We start from the raw sequence: 17,326 nt of genomic DNA on the forward strand, positions 1-17,326 counted from the left end.
CTGGTCCGGCCGGCCCACGACGGCCGGCCGGACCGCCGGCACGCGGTCGGCCTGCCGCGGTCCGGGGTCGGGACGGCGTCAGGCGGGTCGGGCGGTCAGCAGGTAGTCGTCCGCCTCCGGGCTCCACCGCAGGTCGACCACGCCGCTGGTGGCCGCCGCCTTGCAGAACTGCAGGAAGCTGCGGTAGCCGAGCTTCTTCTCGCTGAAGTCGGGCCGGGCCCGGCGGAGCTGGTTCTTCAGGCCGGAGAGCGCCACCGCGCCGTCGGCGGCCAGGTCGAGCACGACGGAGTGGAGCAGCCCGAACGCGACCTCGCGGTCGCCGTGTTCGGGCAGCGAGACCTCGGGGTCGCCCTTGGCCGGGCCCTCGGCCAACTCGACCACGTTGTGCTGCGCCAGGTGGCGCAGGAGTTCGCCGAAGGTGCGGTAGCCGTAGTCGGACTCACTGAACGTGGGGTCCTTGCGCAACAGGGTGCGCTTCAACCGGGACGCGGTCACCTCGCCGCCGGAGCTGCCCTGCAGGCCGGCCACCGTCTGGGCGACCAGGACGGAGAGCGTGTCGACGTCGCGGGCCGGCTCCTCGGCCGCCGGCTGCGCCTCGGGTTCCGGCTCCACCGGCTCCATCCGCTCCACCGGTTCCGCCTGCTCCACCGCCGCCACCTGCTGCGGCTCCCGGCTGGGTCGGGCCGGACGCCCGCGCCGGGCCCGGGCGGACGGGATGTCGACGCCCTCCAGCCGGTCGTAGTAGAGGAACTCGTCGCACGCGGGCGGCAGCAGCGCCGAAGTGGACTTCTCGACCCCGACACCGATGACCTGCTTGTTGAGCTCGCGGAGCTTGTGCACCAGCGGGGTGAAGTCGCTGTCGCCGGTGCAGATCACGAACGTCGAGATGTAGTCGCGCTCGAAGGCCAGCTCCACCGCGTCGACCGCCATCTTGATGTCGGCGGCGTTCTTCCGGGTGGCGCCCATCCGCTGCGGTATCTCGATCAGCTCGACGTGGGACCGGGTGAGCATCCGCCGGTCCTCGTCGAAGTACGACCAGTCCGCGTACGCCCGCCGCACCACCACCCGTCCCCGTTCGGCGAGCGCGTCGGCGATCGGGCGGAAGTCGAAAGGCGTGCCGTGGTGGTCTCGCGCGCCCAGGGCGAGGTTCTCGTAGTCGAGAAACAGGGCGATCCGGTCTTCTTGATCCACGGCAGCCAGCCTACGCCCGGCGCCCGCGCGGGGCCGGCAACCACCCGGGCCGGCCCGAGTGTCCGCCGGCGGTGGCGACGCCCGAGCCGAGGCAACCAACTGGCAACAGTCTTGACAAATGCGACGAGCATCGACAAGCATCGCTAGAGAGCGCTCTCTCACCGTTCCGGCAAGGCTCAGCGGCGTGGGCCACGACCGGATCGCTGCGGATCCCCGGGGGGCGGACCGCCCGCCTCCTCCGACCACCCGTGCCCGACCGAGGGCACGGCGCACCGCCCCGATCCCCGACCCCCGTCCACAGGAGAACTCCATGTCCACCGCACTCCGCCGACCACGCGCGCTCGTTCTCGCCGCAGTCGCGATCCTCGGCCTCACCGCAGCCCTCGTCCTGCCCGGCCGCGCCGACACCGCCGAGGCCGCCATCGGCGCCATCACCTGGCAGGATGAGTTCAACGCGCCCGCCGGTACCCCCGTCGACCAGGGCAAGTGGCGCTTCGACATCGGCGGCCACGGCTGGGGCAACAACGAGCGGCAGTACTACACCAACAGCACCAGCAACGCCGTGCACGACGGCCAGGGCAACCTGGTCATCACCGCTCGGCGGGAGAACCCGGCCAACTACCAGTGCCACTACGGCCGGTGCGAGTACACCTCCGCCCGGCTGCTGACCGCCGCCACCTTCACCCAGGCGTACGGGCGGTTCGAGGCGCGGATCAAGATCCCGCGCGGGCAGGGCATCTGGCCGGCGTTCTGGATGCTCGGCAACGACATGGGCGCCGTCGGCTGGCCGGCCGCCGGCGAGATCGACATCATGGAGAACATCGGCCGCGAGCCGAACACCGTCTACGGCACCATCCACGGCCCGGGCTACTCCGGTGGCGGCGGCATCACCGGCAGCCGCACCATCGGCCAGCCGCTGGCGGACGCCTTCCACACCTACCGGGTGGACTGGGAGCCGAACTCGATCATCTGGTACCTGGACGGCGTCGAGTACCACCGGGTCGACCCGAGCCGGCTCGGCGGCAACCGCTGGGTGTTCGACCACCCCTTCTTCATGATCCTGAACGTGGCGGTCGGCGGGAACTGGCCCGGCTACCCGGACGGCTCGACCCAGTTCCCGCAGCAGATGCTGGTGGACTACGTCCGGGTCTCCGGCTACACCTCCGGCGGCACCCCGCCGCCGTCCGGCACCACCCGGCTGCGGGGCGCGCACAGCGGCCGGTGCATCGACATCCCCGGCGCCAACCCCGTCGACGGGGCGAAGCTGCAGATCTGGGACTGCAACACCACCGCCGCGCAGGCGTGGACCTTCGCCAGCGACGGCACCGTCCGGGCGATGGGCAAGTGCATGGACCCGGCCTGGGCCGGCACGGCCAACGGCACCGAGGTCAACCTGGTCACCTGCAACGGCAACCCGGCGCAACGGTTCACCCTCAACGGCGCCGGCGACCTGGTCAACCTGAGCAGCAACCGGTGCGTCGACGTGCGCGACTGGGTCGCCACCAACGGCGGCAAGCTGCACCTGTGGGACTGCACCGGCGGCGCCAACCAGAAGTGGTCGCGCTACTGAGCCGTACGCCGGGAAGGGCCGGCACGCCGCGAGCGGCGACCCGGCACGCGAGGCCGACAGGGCCGCACGCCGACCGGCGTGCGGCCCTGTCCCGCGCCACCGCCACCCACAATGCGGCCATGCCGTGAGGCGACGCCCGCGCGGGGCGTAAGTTCGGTGCCATCGGAGCCGGGCGACCGGCGGTACGCGACGGGGGTGCCATGGCGGGGACGACGCCGCTGCGGGCGGGTCTGCTGGGCTACGGGATCGCCGGCCGGGTGTTCCACGCCCCGCTGATCGCCGCGACACCGGGGCTGCGGCTGGCGGCGGTGCTGACCCGCGACCCGCAGCGGCGCGAGCAGGTGCGCGACGAGCACCCGGACGCCCGGATCGTCGACGACGCCGACCAGCTGTGGCGCGCGCCGGACGAACTCGACCTGGTCGTGGTGGCGACGCCGAACCGGCTGCACGTGCCGTTGGCCCGGGCGGCGGTGGCCGCCGGTCTGCCGGTGGTGGTGGACAAGCCGCTCGCCGCCACCGCGGCGCGGGCGCGCGATCTGGTGGACGAGGCGGCCCGCCGGGGCGTGCCGCTGACGGTGTTCCAGAACCGGCGCTGGGACGGCGACTTCCTGACCGCCCGCCGGCTGGTCGAGGAGGGCGCGCTGGGGCGGGTGGTCCGCTTCGAGTCCCGCTTCGAACGCTGGCGGCCGGCGATCAAGCCGGGCTGGCGGGAGAGCGGGACCCCCGACGAGGCCGGCGGCACCCTGTACGACCTGGGCGCCCACCTCGTCGACCAGGCGGTGCAGCTGTTCGGGCCGGTCCGCGCCGTCTACGCCGAGGTGGACCGCCGGCGGCCGGGCGCCCGGGTCGACGACGACGCCTTCGTCGCGCTGACCCACACCAACGGCGTCCGCTCCCACCTCTGGATGACCACACTGGCCGCGCAGCTCGGACCGCGCCTGCGGATCCTCGGCGACCGCGCCGCGTACACCAGCCACGGGCTCGACGTGCAGGAGGCCGCGCTGCGCGCCGGGGGCCGCCCCGGCACGCCGGGCTGGGGCGAGGTCAGCCCCGAGCGGTACGGTCAGCTCGGCGTCGACGGCGACCTGCGCCCGGTGCCCACCGAGCCCGGCCGGTACCAGAGCTTCTACCAGCGGCTGGTCGCGGCGTTGCGGGACGGGGCACCACTGCCGGTCGACCCGTACGACGCGGTCGACACCGTCGCGTTGCTCGAGCTGGCCCACCGCTCCGCGGCCGAGGGCCGGGTGCTGACCGTGGCGCCGACGGGCCCGTCCATCCACGCCTGAGCAGGAGGGTTGCATGCCGGACAGCGAACGCGAGGCCGAGCTGCTCGACGCGGAGCGCCGGCTCCAGGCCGCGCAGCGCGCCGGGGACGTGGCCGCGCTCGACGAGTTGCTCGACGACCACCTGATCGCCATCGGCCCGGACGGCCAGCGGTACGGCAAGCGGGACGACCTGGCCGCCCACCGGAGCCGGACCTCGATCGTCGACGAGCTGATCGAGGAGCACCTGGACCTGATCGTCAAGGGCACCACCGGGGTGACCATCTTCGTCGGGCGGGTGACGGGGTTGTTCGGCGGGGAGCCGTTCGCGGCCCGGCTGCGCTACACCCGCACCTGGGTGTACGACGACGACCGCGGCTGGCGGATCCTCGCGGCCCACATCAGCCCGGCCTGAGCCGCGCCGGGGCGAGCGGAGGTCCCCGCTGCCTGTGCTGCTCGCCTGCTCATCGCGCCGGCGCGCCGATGGCGGTCGGACGCGGCGGCGGGTCAGAGTCGGCGGGTCAGAGGCCGGCGCAGGGGTTGCCGTTCACCGTGCACGCCTCGGGCTCCTTGCGGAGCCCGGCGTCACGGACGTCGAACTCGACCGTCTGCGACCCGCCGGCCGGCACGGGTTGGCCGGTGAACGTGACGACCTGTCCGTCCTGCCGCCACTCCACCTTCTTGGCACTGGTGACCGTGCTGCCCTCGGGCAGCGTGAGCACCAGGGTCCAGCCCGTCGCCGCCGCGTCGCCCGGGTTGTCGAGCACCACCTCGGCGGTGTAGCCGAGCAGCCGGGTCGAGACCGACTCGTAGCGGGCGGCCAACGGGGGCCCGGACGGCGCGGCAGAGGCCGACGTACGGGTGGGCTTCGCCGTGGGGGTGCGGCTGGACCGGTCGGGGCCGGACGTGGCGCTGCGGCTGGGGCGGGCGGAGGGCGTCGGTCGGGGTGCTTGCGCGGTGGCGGTGGTGGCGGTCGGCAGCGCCAGCGGATCGGGGGCGGCCGATCCGTCCGACCCGCCCGGCAGCACGGCCCAGGCCACCACCCCGGCGGCGACCAGCACGGCGCCGACCAGCGCCCCGACCAGCACCGGAGGAAGGCGGCGGTCGACCGGCGCCGGTTCCTCCCCGAACACCTCGGTCACCGGCATCTCGGCGGTCATCGCGACGTCGGCGCGGCGCAGGTCGATCTGCTGGAAGGCGAGCCAGTCCAGGATGGCCGGCAACTGCACGGTGAGGGCCTGCTGGTAGTACTCCTCCCGGCGGGTGCGCTGGTCGTCCGGCCAGCTGCCGTGCTCCAGGGTCTCGGTGACCGACAGCCGGCAGCCCTCGGCGGTGGGAGCGACGGCGCAGGTCAGCCGGGTACGCCGGCTCGCCTCCTGGCAGCGCAGCGCGAGCAGTTCCGGCGCCCGACGGTCGACCACCTCGGCGTCCACGGCGGCGTCGAAACCGGGCAGCCCGGCGGTGTGCAGCAGCAGCCGCTGGTCCGCCCCGGCCACCGGCTCGGCCTCGGTGAACCACCGGGCGAGCGCCTCCCGGTCGGTCAGTGCGTGCCACACCCGGTCAGCCGGGTGGAACAGATTGACCTGCGCGCCGATCTCAGTCACGGCGAGACTCTACGACCCGAGTCGCCGCGTGGCCCTACCGGACGGGTTCGACCGTCGCGGGTGGCGGCCGACGACCACCGCGCAGTGGCCGGACGGGCACGGACCGTCGATGGGTCGGTCCTCGCGAGCTGGGCGGCGAGGTGGGTCGGGGCCGGGCGGAACGCCGAGGGTGGGGACGTCCCGCCCAGCCGTGGCCAGCCATCGCACCCGACTGTCCACTGTGTTGCGTCGCCGATCATGCCCGAGCGTTACATCGCTGTAAAGCCCCACCCTCCGCTGGTTCCCCGCTGACCCTCGCGTCACGGCCTTGCCGGCTTTCGGCGCCGTACCGGGTGCCGACCGGTCGAGGACTGTCGCGCATCGACGGTCCTTGACGCGCGTCATGCGGCTCTCTAGCGTCGGGTGCCATGACCCGGCCGAGGTTCCTGCCGCTGCTCACCGCCCTGATCGTCGCGGCCGCGGCGGCCGCGTTCCCGCCGTCGCCCGCCGCCGCCGGCCCATCCGGGACGTCCGCCGGACCGGGCGTGATGATCCTGGCCGGCGGCGCCCTCGCGGACGACAACGCCGCCGTGTACGGCGAGTTCGTCCGGCAGGCCGGCGGCGCCCGGGCGCGCATCGGCGTGCTGAGCGCGTCGTCGGCGACGCCGCACTGGAGCGCCAACCAGGTCGGCAAGGTGCTCAAGCGGCACGGCGCCGCGGAGGTGACCTGGATCCCGGTGAACGTGAAGCGGGACGGCAGCGGGGACGACCCGGAGCACGCCGCGCTGGCCGCCTCCATGACCGGCTTCTTCTTCGCCGGCGGCGACCAGTACCGCTACGTGCAGTCGATGATCCGCCCGGACGGGGCGGACGGGGCGGTTCTGGCGGCGGTCCGGCAGCGGTTCCTCGCCGGCGCGCCGGTGGCCGGCACCAGCGCCGGCATGCAGATCCTCGCCGGCCCCGCCATGATCACCGGCGGGGTGAGCTACCCCGGCGTCCGCGACGGATCCCGGCCCGGCTACTTCGACACCGACGAGGTCCTCGGCTACTGGCCCGCCGGCGGCTTCGGGTTCTTCACCTCGGGCCTGGTCGACACGCACTTCGACGCGCGCGGCCGGACCGGACGCTCGATCCGGCTCGCCGCGGACACCGGCCACGACCGGGTGTACGGGGTCGGCGAGAACACCGCGCTGATCGTCACCGGCGCCGGGACCGCCGCGGAGACCGCCCGGGTGGTGGGCACCAACGGGGTGTCCGTGCTCGACCTGCGCGCGGCACAGGTGGGCCGGGTCGACGGGCACTGGGCGATCAGCGGCGTCCGGTGGAGCTACCTCACCGACGGCGACACCTACGATCCCGGGCGGTGGCAGGTCACCAAGGCGGCCACCACCGCGCCGCTGGTCCCGGCAGACCGGTCGGCGGCGGCGCCGACGGCTGACGTGTTCGGCCCGTACGCGCTGCTCGACGCGGCGCTCGACCTCGCCGGTGCCGGCCGGTCCGCCGCGACGACCGGCAGGACGGCCGAGGACGAGCCGCCCTTCGTGGTGGGCCTGACCAAGGACGCCCGGTTCGCCGCCCACACCCGGGGCGGGAGCGAGGCCGACTCGTTCACCGACCTGGCGCTGTCGATCCAGGTCGGCTAGGCGCGGCCGGCTCGCCCCGGGTGGACCCTCACCCGGGGCGAGCCGCAGCGGTCAGCGGGCCGACGGCGACACCACGGCGCGGGAGCGCCACAGCAGCCAGACGAAGTACGGCGTGCCGATCAGCGCGGTGACCAGACCCGCCGGGATCTGGGCGGGCGCGATGACCGTACGGCCCAGGGTGTCGGCGACGCTGACCAGCACCGCGCCGAGCAGCGCGGCGACCGGCAGCACCCGGCTGTGCCGGCCGCCGACCAGCGCCCGGGCGAGGTGCGGGGCGACCAGGCCGACGAAGCCGATCACGCCGACCGCCGAGACGGCGGTGGAGGTGAGCAGCGCCGCGGCGACCAGCGCGACCAGCCGGGTGCGTTCCAGCCGGACGCCGAGCACCCGTGGCGTGTCGTCGTCGAGGGCGAGCAGGTCCAACTCCCGCCGGGCCGCGACGACCGCCGGAGTGAGCAGCAGCAGCGCGATCGCCACCGGCAGCACCTGGGTCGCGGTCCGGCCGTAGGTGGAGCCGGAGAGCCAGGTCAGCGCCTTGCCGGTGTTCCACGGGTCGAACGCGACGATCATGAAGGTGATGAGCGCCATGCCGCCGTGCCAGGCGCCGAACCCGATCAGCACCAGCCGGTCGGAGCTCAGCCCGCCGCGCCAGGCCGCGCCGTAGACCAGCGCGAAGGCGAGGATCGCGCCGATCCCGGCGACGCCGGAGACCGCCCACACGCCGGCCAGCGGCACGAAGGTGAGCAGCGAGACCGCGCCGAGGCCGGCGCCGGCGGTGATGCCGAGGATGCCGGGCTCGGCGAGCGGGTTGCGGCAGACCGCCTGCACGGTGGTGCCGGCGACCGCGAGCGCCGCGCCGGCCAGCACCGCCGCGGCGACCCGCGGCCACCGCTGGTCCAGCACGAAGGTGTACGCCGGCCCGGTTCGCCCCTGCACCCAGTTGACGATGTCGCCGAGCAGCACCCAGGTGTCGCCGGCGAGCATGCCCACGACGACGGCGGTGACGGCGACCACGGCGCAGCAGGCGACCACGGCGCGGTGGAAGGTCGCCGAGCGCACGGCCGCGTGGCCGCCGGGCGGGCGGCGGGTGGGGCCGGCGTCGCGGTGCCGGCGGGCCAGCCAGATGAGGATCGCGGCGCCGAACAGCGTGGTGACCACGCCGGTGGGGATGTCCACGCCGGCCTGCGCGCCCATCACGGCGCGCAGCAGCACGTCGGAGGCGAGCACGATGACCGTGCCGGCGATGCCGGAGAGCGGGAGCAGCACGCGGTGCCGGTGCACGCCGGGCACCAGCGGCCCGAGCAGCCGGACGATGACCGGCGCGCAGAGCCCGACGAAGCCGACCGGGCCGGTGAGGGTCACCGCGGCGGCGGAGAGCAGCACCGCCAGCACGGTGACGATCAGCCGGGTACGCCGTACGTCGAGGCCGAGCACGGTGGCGGTGTCGTCGCCGAGGCCCAGGATGTCCAGGCGGTGCCCGAGCAGGATCAGGGCGACCACGGCGACGCCGATGACCGGGGCGAGCTGGGTGAGCGCGTCCAGGTCGCTCTGCACCAGCGAGCCGTTGCCCCAGGCGAACAGGCCGATGGTGGCCTGCTCGAACAGGATCAGCATCAGCATCGTGGCCGAGTTCAGCGCCAGCGCGGTGGCGGAGCCGGCCAGGATGAGCCGGGTGGTGTTCGACTGGCCGCCGCCGGACATCGCCATCACCAGCGCGGCCGCGGCCAGCCCGCCGAACAGGGCGAGTCCGCCGGCCGGCAGCACGGGCAGCGAGATGCCGAACGCGGCGACCGTCACGATGGCCAGGTGCGCGCCGGCGTTGACGGCGAGGGTGTCCGGCGAGGCGAGCGGGTTGCGGGCGATGGACTGCAGGGCGGCGCCGGCGAAGCCGAGGGCGACGCCGATGGCGAGCCCGGCGAGCAGGCGCGGGACCCGGGAGGCGACCAGGACCCGGGCCGCCTCGTCCTCGCCGCCGGTGACCAGCCGCAGCAGGTCGAGGGCACCGACGGTGGAGGTGCCCTGGGTCAGGTGCACCGCCGCGACCACGAGCAGCAGCACGATCCCGGCGACGAACGCCCCGACCACGCGGGGCGCGGACAGCGGCCCGGCCGGAGCCGGCCGGGTGGCCGGCTCCGGGCGCGGGGGTGCGGCCAGCGTGGTCACACCGTGTAGGTCTTCACGAAGTGGTCGATGAACTGCTTGGCGGAGAGCGGCCCGCCGAAGGTCCAGATGCCGTCCGGCATCCGGTGCAGGTTGCCCTGCTTGACGAAGGGCAGCGACTTCCAGATGGCGTTGCTGGCGAGCCCGGTGGCGAAGACGTCGTCGCCGTCGGAGGCGTTGTAGAAGAAGTGCAGGTTCGGGTCCTTGAGCGCCGTCATGCCCTCGACGTCGGTCTGGCCCAGGCCCCACACCTCGTCGGTCTTGCCGGTCCAGGCGTTGGTCAGGCCGAGCTGGATGCCGAGCTGGGAGACGAACGCGCCCTGACCGAACATCCGGATGCTGATCGTGCTGCCCTCCTTCCAGCCGTCGGCGAAGGCGAACGGCCGGCCGGCGGCCCCGGCGTCGGCGATCTTCTTCTTGCCGTCGGCGATGGCGGCGTCGAAGTCGGCCAACAGCTTCCCGGCCTCGGTGGTCTTGCCGACCGCCTGGGCGATCATGTTCAGGTCCGACCGCATCCGGCCGAGGTTGTCCTTGGCGTCGCTGCCCTTGGTGACGATCACCGGGACGTACTTCTCCAGCTGGGTGATCAGGGCGCCGCCCCGGCCCTCCTCCATCACCACCAGGTCGGGCTGGAGGGCGACGATGGAGTCCACACTGGGCTCCGCCCGGGTGCCGACGTCCTTCACGTTCGCGTCGAGCTTGGCGGCGGTGACCCAGGTGGCGTAGCCCTTGGTGTCGGCGACGCCGACCGGCATGACGCCGAGGCTGACGAGCATCTCGACCTCGCCCCACTCCAGGCCGACGACCTTGGTCGCCGGGGCCTTGAGGGTGACCTGCTTGCCCCGGCTGTCGGTGACGGTCACCGGGCCGCTGGCGGAGGAGCTGGACGCCGCCGGGGTGCCGGCGTTCTCGGTGGTGCCGCAGGCGCTGAGCAGCAACGCGGCCGCGGCGGCGACCAGGGCGGTGACACGGGTACGGGTCATGGTGATCTTTCTCGGGTGCGAACGGATGACGGGTCAGGCCGGCAGCCGGGTCAGGTGCCGGCCCACCGGGCGGGTGGTGACGATGCCGCTGACCGGATCGGTGGTCACCTCGATCCGGATGCCGTACGTCTCGGTGAGGGCGTCCTCGGTGAGGACGTCGACGGGAGCGCCGGCGGCGCGTACCCGTCCGTTGTGCAGCAGCACCACCTCGTCGGCGACGGCGGCGGCCTGGTTGAGGTCGTGCAGGACGACACCCACGGCGACGTGGTGGTCGTCGGCGAGATCCCGCATCAGGTCGAGGATCTCCACCTGGTAGCGCAGGTCGAGGAAGGTGGTCGGCTCGTCGAGGAGCAGGACCGGGGTGTCCTGCGCCAGGCAGGTGGCGAGCCACACCCGCTGGAGTTCGCCGCCGGACAGCTCGTCGACCGGGCGGTCGGCCATCGCCGTGACCCCGGTGACCTCCATGGCGCGGCTGACCGCGGCCGGCCCGTCCGGGTCGTCGGCCCGCCAGCGCCCCCGGTACGGGTGCCGGCCGTAGCCGACCACGTCCCGGACGGTGACCCCGCTGGGCACCGGGCGGCTCTGGGCCAGCAGGGTGACCCGCCGGGCGAACTCCCGGGCCGGCAGCCCGGCGGCGGTGCTGCCGTCGCCGAGCAGCACCGCGCCGCTGCCGATCGGGTGCAGCCGGGCGAGCGCCCGCAGCAGGGTGGACTTTCCGCTGCCGTTCGGGCCGACCAGGGCGGTGACCGCTCCGGGCCGCAGCGCGATGGACGCGCCCCGTACCACGGTGGTGCCGTGGTACCCCAGGTGCAGGTCCACGCCACGCAGGCTCTCGTCACGGGGCAACGCTCGGTCGTCGGACACGCGCTTAGGTTAGCCTAACCTTCTTGCGTGTCAAGCAGCCCCCCGCCACCCGATCCGGCGCCGACGCGGCACCCACGGGCCCCCGCTCAGCGGGCACTCCAGTAGCCGAGCGCGTCCACCCGCTGCTTGGCGACGCCGAGCCCCTTGCGGATGTGCTTGACGATGCCGCGGGTGCTGGCCGCCTCGCAGGCCACCCAGTAGTAGGCGCCGTCCGGGTCGGACGGGATGGCGGCGGTGACCGTCTCCACCAGGTGCCGCCCGCCGTCGCGGCGCGGCACCCAGACCACCTCGTGGTGCGCCCGGGCGCGCGGGGTCAGCGCCTTCTCGCCCTCGTGGGCGTACTCCAGCCAGACGGTCGCCGGGATGTCGGCCGCGGAGTCGAGCAGGCTGTTGACCGCCGGCAGCGAGGCCGCGTCACCGGCCAGGAAGAGGTGGGTCGGGGTGGGGTCGGGCAGGGTGAAGCCGCTGCCCTGGACGGTGGCGTCGATGGTGTCGCCGGGCCGGGCCGCGGTGGCCCAGCGGGCCGCGCAGCCGTCGTGCAGCGCGAACTCCAGGTGGAACCGTCCGGTCGCCGGATCCGGGTCGACCAGCGTGTACGCCCGCTGGTGCGGGCGGCCGTCGTTGTCGAACCACAGCCGGATCCACATTGTCGGGTGCACCCCGCACGCCTCGAGCAGCCCGCCCCCGTCGACCAGGAGACGGTGGTAGTGCTCGTTCACCGGTTCCGATTCGAGCACGGTCAGCCGGAAGTCCTTGCCGCCCATGGCCTTGAGCACGAGGGCTTCCCAGTTCTTCTTCACACGCCCCTCCACCTACCAGAGTTAGGGAAGGGTAACCTAAGCGAGCGGTTTCGGGGAGCGGTGACCGGCCGGGTCGCCGCGAGGACGCAGGGGCCGGTTATTGAGGTGCGACCGCCGGCGGCGCGGCTCTAGGGTGCCGCGGTGACCATCGACATCCTGAGCCTGGCGGACCGCCCGGACCTGACCCCGCTGCTCGACGAGGACTTCGACGGGGCATGGCCGCCGTTCATGAAGTGGGACCCGATGGGCGCTGTCTACTACGGCGTCGCCCACGACCTGTACCCCGAGTTCGTGTTCGCCGCCGTCGACCGGGACGAGCCGGGCCGCGCCGTCGCCAAGGCGTACGCCGTGCCGCTGCGCTGGACGGAGCCCGAGCTTCCGGACGGCGGCTGGGACCGGATGATCCAGCGCGCCACCATCAACCGGCTCACCGGCGCCACCCCCAACCTCGTGTCGGCCCTGGAGATCTGCATCCGGCCCGACCGGCGCGGCACCGGCCTGTCCGCGCGGATGCTCGCCGCCATGCGGGAGGCGGTCGCGAAGCGGGGCTACGACACGCTGGTCGCGCCGGTCCGGCCGAACGGCAAGCACACCCGGCCCGACGTGCCGATGACCGAGTACGCGGCCGAGGTCCGCGCGGACGGCCTGCCGGTCGACCCGTGGCTGCGGGTGCACGTACGGGCGGGCGGCCGCGTCGAGCGGGTGGCGCCCCGGTCGATGGTGATCAGCGGGACGCTGGACGACTGGCGCGGCTGGACCGGCCTGCCGTTCGACGCCGACGGGCCGGTGCACGTGCCGGGCGCGCTGGTGCCGGTGCACTGCGACCTGGCGCACGACCACGCCGTCTACGTCGAGCCGAACGTCTGGGTCCGCCACCGGCTGTGACCCGGGAACGCACCGGCCGGCGGCCGACACCGACCGTGGCGTCCGGCCGGTGCGCTCCCCCGCGCTGGACCCGGCGCGCTCCCCCGCGCCGGGTCCGGCGCGGCCCCTCGAACCCGGTGCGCTGCCCCGCGCCGGGTCCGGTGCGGGGCCGGATCAGCGAGCGCGCAGCGGTGCGAGCGCGCCGCTCCAGGCCACCACCTGGTCGAGGGTGGTGTTCAGCGCGCCCCGCTGGAACTCGTTGGGCGTGAACACGCTGAAGTTCTCGAAGTCGGTGAAGAGCGACAGCGCGACCTGGGCGCGTACGTCGGCCATCTGCAACTCGCCGGCGATCAGCCGCAGGTGCTCCACCGCCCGGGTGCCGCCGGCGGAGCCGTAGCTGACGAACCCGACCGCCTTGTTGTTCCACTCCGCGTAGAGGAAGTCGATGGCGTTCTTCAGCGCGCCGGAGGTGGAGTGGTTGTACTCGGGCGTGACCATCACGAAGCCGTCGAACGAGGCGATGGTGCTGGCCCAGCGCTGGGTGTGCGGCTGGGTGTACTGGCCGAGCGAGGGCGGGATGCTCTCGTCGAGGTGGGGCAGCTGGTAGTCGAGCAGGTCGACGAGCTCGAACTCGGCGTCGGTGCGCTGCTTGGCGACGTCGAGGACCCAGCGGGCGACCGCCTCGCCGTTGCGGCCGGGACGGGTGCTGCCGAGGATGATGCCGATCCTGGTCATCGTGGTGCCTTTCTCACGTGGGGGTCGAGCCCTGCCGGGCCCACGGTACAGAACTTGCTTGTTCAAGCAATATCTTCCGGACATGGCCCCGGTCACAGGCTGGTTGTTCGGTCAAGCAACTATGCTGGGCGGTATGGCCGACGAGCGTCCGCAGCCGCTGAACCCGGAGGAGGAGGCGCTGGTCCGCGCCCTGCGCCGGGTGATGTACGTCCTCCCCCGCACCATCGACGCCGACATGGTCGGTGACGGGCAGCTCCCGCTCACCGAGTACACCGCCCTGATGCACCTCTCCGAGGCGCCGGACCGGCAGCTGCGGATGAGCGAGCTGGCGGCGGCGTGCGAGCTCTCGCTGAGCGGGATGACCCGGACCATCAACCGCCTGGAGGGCCAGGGCCTGGTCGAGCGGGTCAAGTGCGCCGACGACGCCCGGGGCTGGAACGCCGTCCTCACCGACGCCGGCCTGGCGCGGCTGGAGCGCGCCTGGCCGAGTCACCTGGCCGCGGTCCGGCGGCGCTTCCTCGACCACTTCCGGGGCTTCGACCTCGCTCGACTGGCCCACGCGTTCGAGCGGGTCGGCACGGCGGACTGACCCCGCCCCCGACGGTCGAACCAGTCGGGAATCGGCCACCGCGGCACCGCGGAGACCCGGCCGGGCCACCATAGAATCGACGGTGATTCATGCCCCGAAATCCGGGGCGTCCCGGGTGGCTGTCGCGGAGGGTGGTGCCGGGCATGGGGCCGGACGAGCGGAAACGGCTGTTCGACCGGGCACGCGAGTACTCCACCCAGCAACACAGGTGGACGGAGGCGGACCGCCTCTGGGTCAAGGTGATCGACGCCTACCGGGAAGCGATCCGCCGCCCCGGCCCGGTCGACTCGGAGGACCGGCGACAACTGGCCCGGGCGCTGTGGCGGCGGGCGATGCTGCTGTCGGCGCTGGGCCGGCCCGGGTCCGGGATGGTGCCGGGCCGGGAGGCGGTGGCGATCTTCGAGCAGCTCAACGACGCGGCGCGGGGCACCGGGCAGGACCATGCCACGCCCCGCCGGGACGAGGCGCTGGCCGAGTTGGTCACGGCCGTGGTCGACGTCGCGGAGATCGCCTTCGCGGCCGGGCAGCCCGCCGCCCGCGTCCAGTTGCTGGAGCGGGCGATCGCCGCGGGCCTGCTCACGGTCGGCTCCCCGACCGCCGCCGGCCCGCGTACCCGGGAGGCGCTGGGCACGGCGTACCACAACCAGGCGACCGCGCTGCTGCACCGTGCCCTGGGCGGGTCCACCCCCGACCTGCGGGAGGCGGCACTGGCCGCCTCCCGCGCCTGCGAGCTGCGCCAGGGCCTGCTCGACCCGGCCCGCCCGATCAGCCTGTGGGAGCTGGCCAACACCTACGGCCTGTACGCGCAGTGCCTGGTGCTCACCGGCGACGTCGACCGGGCCGGCACCGTGCTGAAGCTGGGCAACCGGTTGGCCGGCACGCTCGGGCCGGCCGGCGCCGAACCCGCGCTGAAGCTGCGCGTCGCCGCCGAGATGCTGTCCCAGCATCGGGGCGGGGTGCCCCGGCCGCGCCGCTGGGGCTGGCGCCGCTGACCGGGACCCACGCCCGGCCGCACCGTCCACCTCGGACCCGACGGCCGTGCCGGACGCCGGCCGGGCCGCCGCGGTGCCGGCCGGCTATCCGGCGCCGGACAGCGCGGCGGCGCGGCGTACGTCGTCGAGCAGGACCTCCATGTCGGACCGGGTGGTGCGGTAGTTGAGCACGCATCCGCGCAGCGCGAAACGGCCGTTGATGGTCGCGTTCGACAGGTACGAACTGCCGGCCTGTTGCAGCGACACCATGATGCGCTCGTTGAGGCGATCGAGCCTCTCCTCGTCGACCTCTGATCGTGACCCCGTCCGCGCCGCCGGAGGCAGGTAGCGGAAGCAGAAGATGGAGAGCCCGACCGGGGCCAGCAGCTCGAAGTCGTCGCTCGCCGCGATGAGTTCCCCGACGTGGCGGGCGCAGTCGAGATTGGCCTCGATCGCCTCCCCGATCGCCCGGGAACCGGCGTGTCCCAGCAGCATCCACACCTTGAGGGCCCGGAAGCGCCGGGAGAGCTCCGGGCCGTAGTCCCAGAACGCGAACGCCTCGGCGGGCTCGGTCTGCACGATCCGGGTGTAGTCGGCGTCCAGGCTGAAGGCCGCGCGCGCCGCCTCCGGATCGCGGTAGATCAGACAGCCGCAGTCGGCGGGCAGGTAGAGCCACTTGTGCGGGTCGAGGGCGATCGAGTCGGCCTCCGCCAGGCCGTCGAAGAGTGGGCGGGCCGAGGGGGCCAGTCGGGCGAAGCCGCCGTAGCACGCGTCGACGTGCATCCACAGCCCGTACCGGCGGGCGATCGCCGCGATCTCCGGCAGCGGGTCGACCGCCCCGGTGACGACAGTGCCCGCGGTCGCCACCACGCAGAACGGTTCCGCGCCCGCGGCCCGGTCCGCCTCGATGGCGCGCACGAGGTCGTCGACGTCCATCCGGAACCGGGCGTCTACCGCGACCTCCCGGACGTTCGCGCGGCCGATGCCGAGCAGCGCGGCGGCCTTGTGGACCGAGTGGTGGGTCTGCGTGGAGACGTAGACGCGCAGCGGTGCGGGGTGGGCGCTCGCGCCACGGGTGGCGACCTCGTCGCCGCAGTGGCGGTGCCGGGCGGCGGCCAGCGCGCTGAGGTTGGCCATCGAGCCGCCGCTGGTGAAGAGGCCGCCGGCACCCTGGTGGCACCCCAGCGCTTCCTTGATCCAGTCGATCGTGACGTGCTCCAGCTCGGTGGGCGCGGGCGCCGATCGCCAGGCGGGCAGGTTCGCGTTCAACGTCGACGCGAGGAGGTCCGCCACCGACGCGACAGCAGTGCCCGGCGCCGAGACGTACCCGAAGAAGCGCGGATGCCCGTTGTGCCGGCTGCCCGGCACGACCACCTCGCGGAAGACCTCGAGCAGGTCGGCGAAGTCGCGGCCCTCGACGGGCAGCGGCTCGGCGAGCTGCTCCCGCACTGCGGCAGCGGTGGTGCGCGGAGCGATGGGCAGGTCGCGGAGCGAGGCGTGGTAGGCGGCCATCCACTCCACGGCCCGGCCGGCCAGCTCCCTGATCGTTTCGGGCGAGGGGTCCAACGCGGAGAGGTCGCCGCGCCGGTCGGGAGAGGTCGAACTCATGGCCGGAAGAGTAGGTCAGCCGGGTGACATTGCTCCGCGCACGCCACTGCCTCGACCGGCGGGCGGGCACGTATCCTCGGCGACCATGACGGCCGAACCCGTGGAACCCGGACGCGACGCGCATGCCGTGCTGCGCGACCGCGTCCGCCGGTTCGCCGAGGAACGCGACTGGCAACCGTTCCACACGCCGAAGAACCTGGCCATGGCGCTCGCCGGCGAGGTCGGTGAACTGCTGGCGGAGTTCCAGTGGCTCACCCCCGAACAGTCCGCCGAGGTGCTCGCCGATCCGGAGGCCGGCGCCCGGGTCCGGGCGGAGCTCGGCGACGTGATGATCTACCTGACCCGCCTCGCCGACGTGCTCGGCGTCGACCTGGTCGAAGCCGCCCTGACCAAACTGGACGAGGCCGCTGTCCGCTACCCGGTCGAGCAGGCGAAGGGTTCCGCCGCGAAACGGTGACGCCGCGGTGCGGCGGTAGCGGTGCGCGCGTCGGAGCCGTCTGGTT

The 17,326-nt window shown here is 73.8% G+C and carries 16 protein-coding genes; 8 read left to right on the forward strand and 8 right to left on the reverse strand.

Going from position 1 to position 17,326, the window contains the following annotated elements:
• Positions 1 to 78 precede the first annotated feature (78 nt).
• Positions 79 to 1,191, reverse strand: coding sequence for an NYN domain-containing protein (locus Q3W71_RS25585; protein ID WP_302922005.1), 1,113 nt, complete (start codon positions 1,189 to 1,191; stop codon positions 79 to 81).
• A 310-nt stretch (positions 1,192 to 1,501) separates the two neighbouring features.
• Here Q3W71_RS25585 and Q3W71_RS25590 point away from each other — a divergent pair, with 310 nt between their 5' ends.
• The 3 genes from Q3W71_RS25590 to Q3W71_RS25600 all read left to right on the forward strand — a co-directional run bounded on the left by Q3W71_RS25590 (position 1,502) and on the right by Q3W71_RS25600 (position 4,438).
• Entirely contained in the window at positions 1,502 to 2,761 is a 1,260-nt protein-coding gene (locus Q3W71_RS25590) for a family 16 glycosylhydrolase (protein WP_302922006.1), read from the forward strand.
• Positions 2,762 to 2,961: 200 nt separating this feature from the next.
• Positions 2,962 to 4,047 (forward strand): Gfo/Idh/MocA family oxidoreductase, encoded by a 1,086-nt coding sequence (locus tag Q3W71_RS25595; RefSeq protein WP_302922007.1) that lies wholly within the window; start codon positions 2,962 to 2,964, stop codon positions 4,045 to 4,047.
• A 13-nt stretch (positions 4,048 to 4,060) separates the two neighbouring features.
• Positions 4,061 to 4,438 carry a nuclear transport factor 2 family protein gene (locus Q3W71_RS25600; RefSeq protein ID WP_302922008.1) on the forward strand — a complete coding sequence of 126 codons (378 nt, stop codon included), beginning with the start codon at positions 4,061 to 4,063 and terminating at the stop codon, positions 4,436 to 4,438.
• Positions 4,439 to 4,544: 106 nt separating this feature from the next.
• Here the strand turns inward: Q3W71_RS25600 and Q3W71_RS25605 are convergent, their stop codons facing one another.
• Positions 4,545 to 5,627, reverse strand: coding sequence for a cellulose binding domain-containing protein (locus tag Q3W71_RS25605; protein ID WP_302922009.1), 1,083 nt, complete (start codon positions 5,625 to 5,627; stop codon positions 4,545 to 4,547).
• Positions 5,628 to 6,034: 407 nt separating this feature from the next.
• Here Q3W71_RS25605 and Q3W71_RS25610 point away from each other — a divergent pair, with 407 nt between their 5' ends.
• Positions 6,035 to 7,249: a cyanophycinase gene (locus Q3W71_RS25610; RefSeq protein WP_302922010.1), complete on the forward strand. Its 1,215-nt coding sequence runs from the start codon at positions 6,035 to 6,037 to the stop codon at positions 7,247 to 7,249.
• A 51-nt stretch (positions 7,250 to 7,300) separates the two neighbouring features.
• Here Q3W71_RS25610 and Q3W71_RS25615 read toward each other — a convergent pair whose 3' ends face one another.
• The 4 genes from Q3W71_RS25615 to Q3W71_RS25630 form a co-directional block, all read right to left on the reverse strand.
• Positions 7,301 to 9,412, reverse strand: coding sequence for an iron ABC transporter permease (locus Q3W71_RS25615; RefSeq protein ID WP_302922011.1), 2,112 nt, complete (start codon positions 9,410 to 9,412; stop codon positions 7,301 to 7,303).
• A complete protein-coding gene (locus Q3W71_RS25620) occupies positions 9,409 to 10,392 on the reverse strand; it encodes an ABC transporter substrate-binding protein (protein ID WP_302922012.1) in 984 nt (327 codons plus the stop codon). The genes Q3W71_RS25615 and Q3W71_RS25620 overlap by 4 nt, the downstream gene beginning before the upstream one ends.
• Before the next feature lie 33 nt (positions 10,393 to 10,425).
• Complete coding sequence (locus tag Q3W71_RS25625; RefSeq protein WP_302922013.1) at positions 10,426 to 11,256, reverse strand: ABC transporter ATP-binding protein; 831 nt, start codon at positions 11,254 to 11,256, stop codon at positions 10,426 to 10,428.
• Positions 11,257 to 11,342: 86 nt separating this feature from the next.
• On the reverse strand, positions 11,343 to 12,056 hold the full coding sequence (locus tag Q3W71_RS25630) for a siderophore-interacting protein (RefSeq protein ID WP_302922088.1): 714 nt from the start codon (positions 12,054 to 12,056) through the stop codon (positions 11,343 to 11,345).
• A gap of 141 nt (positions 12,057 to 12,197) precedes the next feature.
• On the opposite strand from Q3W71_RS25630, the gene Q3W71_RS25635 reads away from it, so the two are divergent.
• Entirely contained in the window at positions 12,198 to 12,941 is a 744-nt protein-coding gene (locus Q3W71_RS25635) for an N-acetyltransferase (protein WP_302922014.1), read from the forward strand.
• A gap of 153 nt (positions 12,942 to 13,094) precedes the next feature.
• Here the strand turns inward: Q3W71_RS25635 and Q3W71_RS25640 are convergent, their stop codons facing one another.
• A complete protein-coding gene (locus Q3W71_RS25640; RefSeq protein ID WP_302922015.1) occupies positions 13,095 to 13,655 on the reverse strand; it encodes an NADPH-dependent FMN reductase in 561 nt (186 codons plus the stop codon).
• 133 nt (positions 13,656 to 13,788) lie between these two features.
• Here Q3W71_RS25640 and Q3W71_RS25645 point away from each other — a divergent pair, with 133 nt between their 5' ends.
• Together Q3W71_RS25645 and Q3W71_RS25650 are read left to right on the forward strand one after the other, a co-directional pair.
• Entirely contained in the window at positions 13,789 to 14,244 is a 456-nt protein-coding gene (locus Q3W71_RS25645) for a MarR family winged helix-turn-helix transcriptional regulator (RefSeq protein ID WP_302922016.1), read from the forward strand.
• Between the two features lie 143 nt (positions 14,245 to 14,387).
• Positions 14,388 to 15,236: a hypothetical protein gene (locus Q3W71_RS25650; RefSeq protein ID WP_302922017.1), complete on the forward strand. Its 849-nt coding sequence runs from the start codon at positions 14,388 to 14,390 to the stop codon at positions 15,234 to 15,236.
• 84 nt (positions 15,237 to 15,320) lie between these two features.
• Here the strand turns inward: Q3W71_RS25650 and Q3W71_RS25655 are convergent, their stop codons facing one another.
• Positions 15,321 to 16,823 carry an aspartate aminotransferase family protein gene (locus Q3W71_RS25655; protein ID WP_302922018.1) on the reverse strand — a complete coding sequence of 501 codons (1,503 nt, stop codon included), beginning with the start codon at positions 16,821 to 16,823 and terminating at the stop codon, positions 15,321 to 15,323.
• Positions 16,824 to 16,908: 85 nt separating this feature from the next.
• Here Q3W71_RS25655 and Q3W71_RS25660 point away from each other — a divergent pair, with 85 nt between their 5' ends.
• On the forward strand, positions 16,909 to 17,280 hold the full coding sequence (locus tag Q3W71_RS25660) for a nucleotide pyrophosphohydrolase (protein ID WP_302922019.1): 372 nt from the start codon (positions 16,909 to 16,911) through the stop codon (positions 17,278 to 17,280).
• The last annotated feature ends 46 nt before the right edge of the window (positions 17,281 to 17,326 follow it).

Source organism: Micromonospora sp. C28SCA-DRY-2, from assembly GCF_030519475.1.
In the GTDB taxonomy this organism is placed as follows: Bacteria; Actinomycetota; Actinomycetes; order Mycobacteriales; family Micromonosporaceae; genus Micromonospora.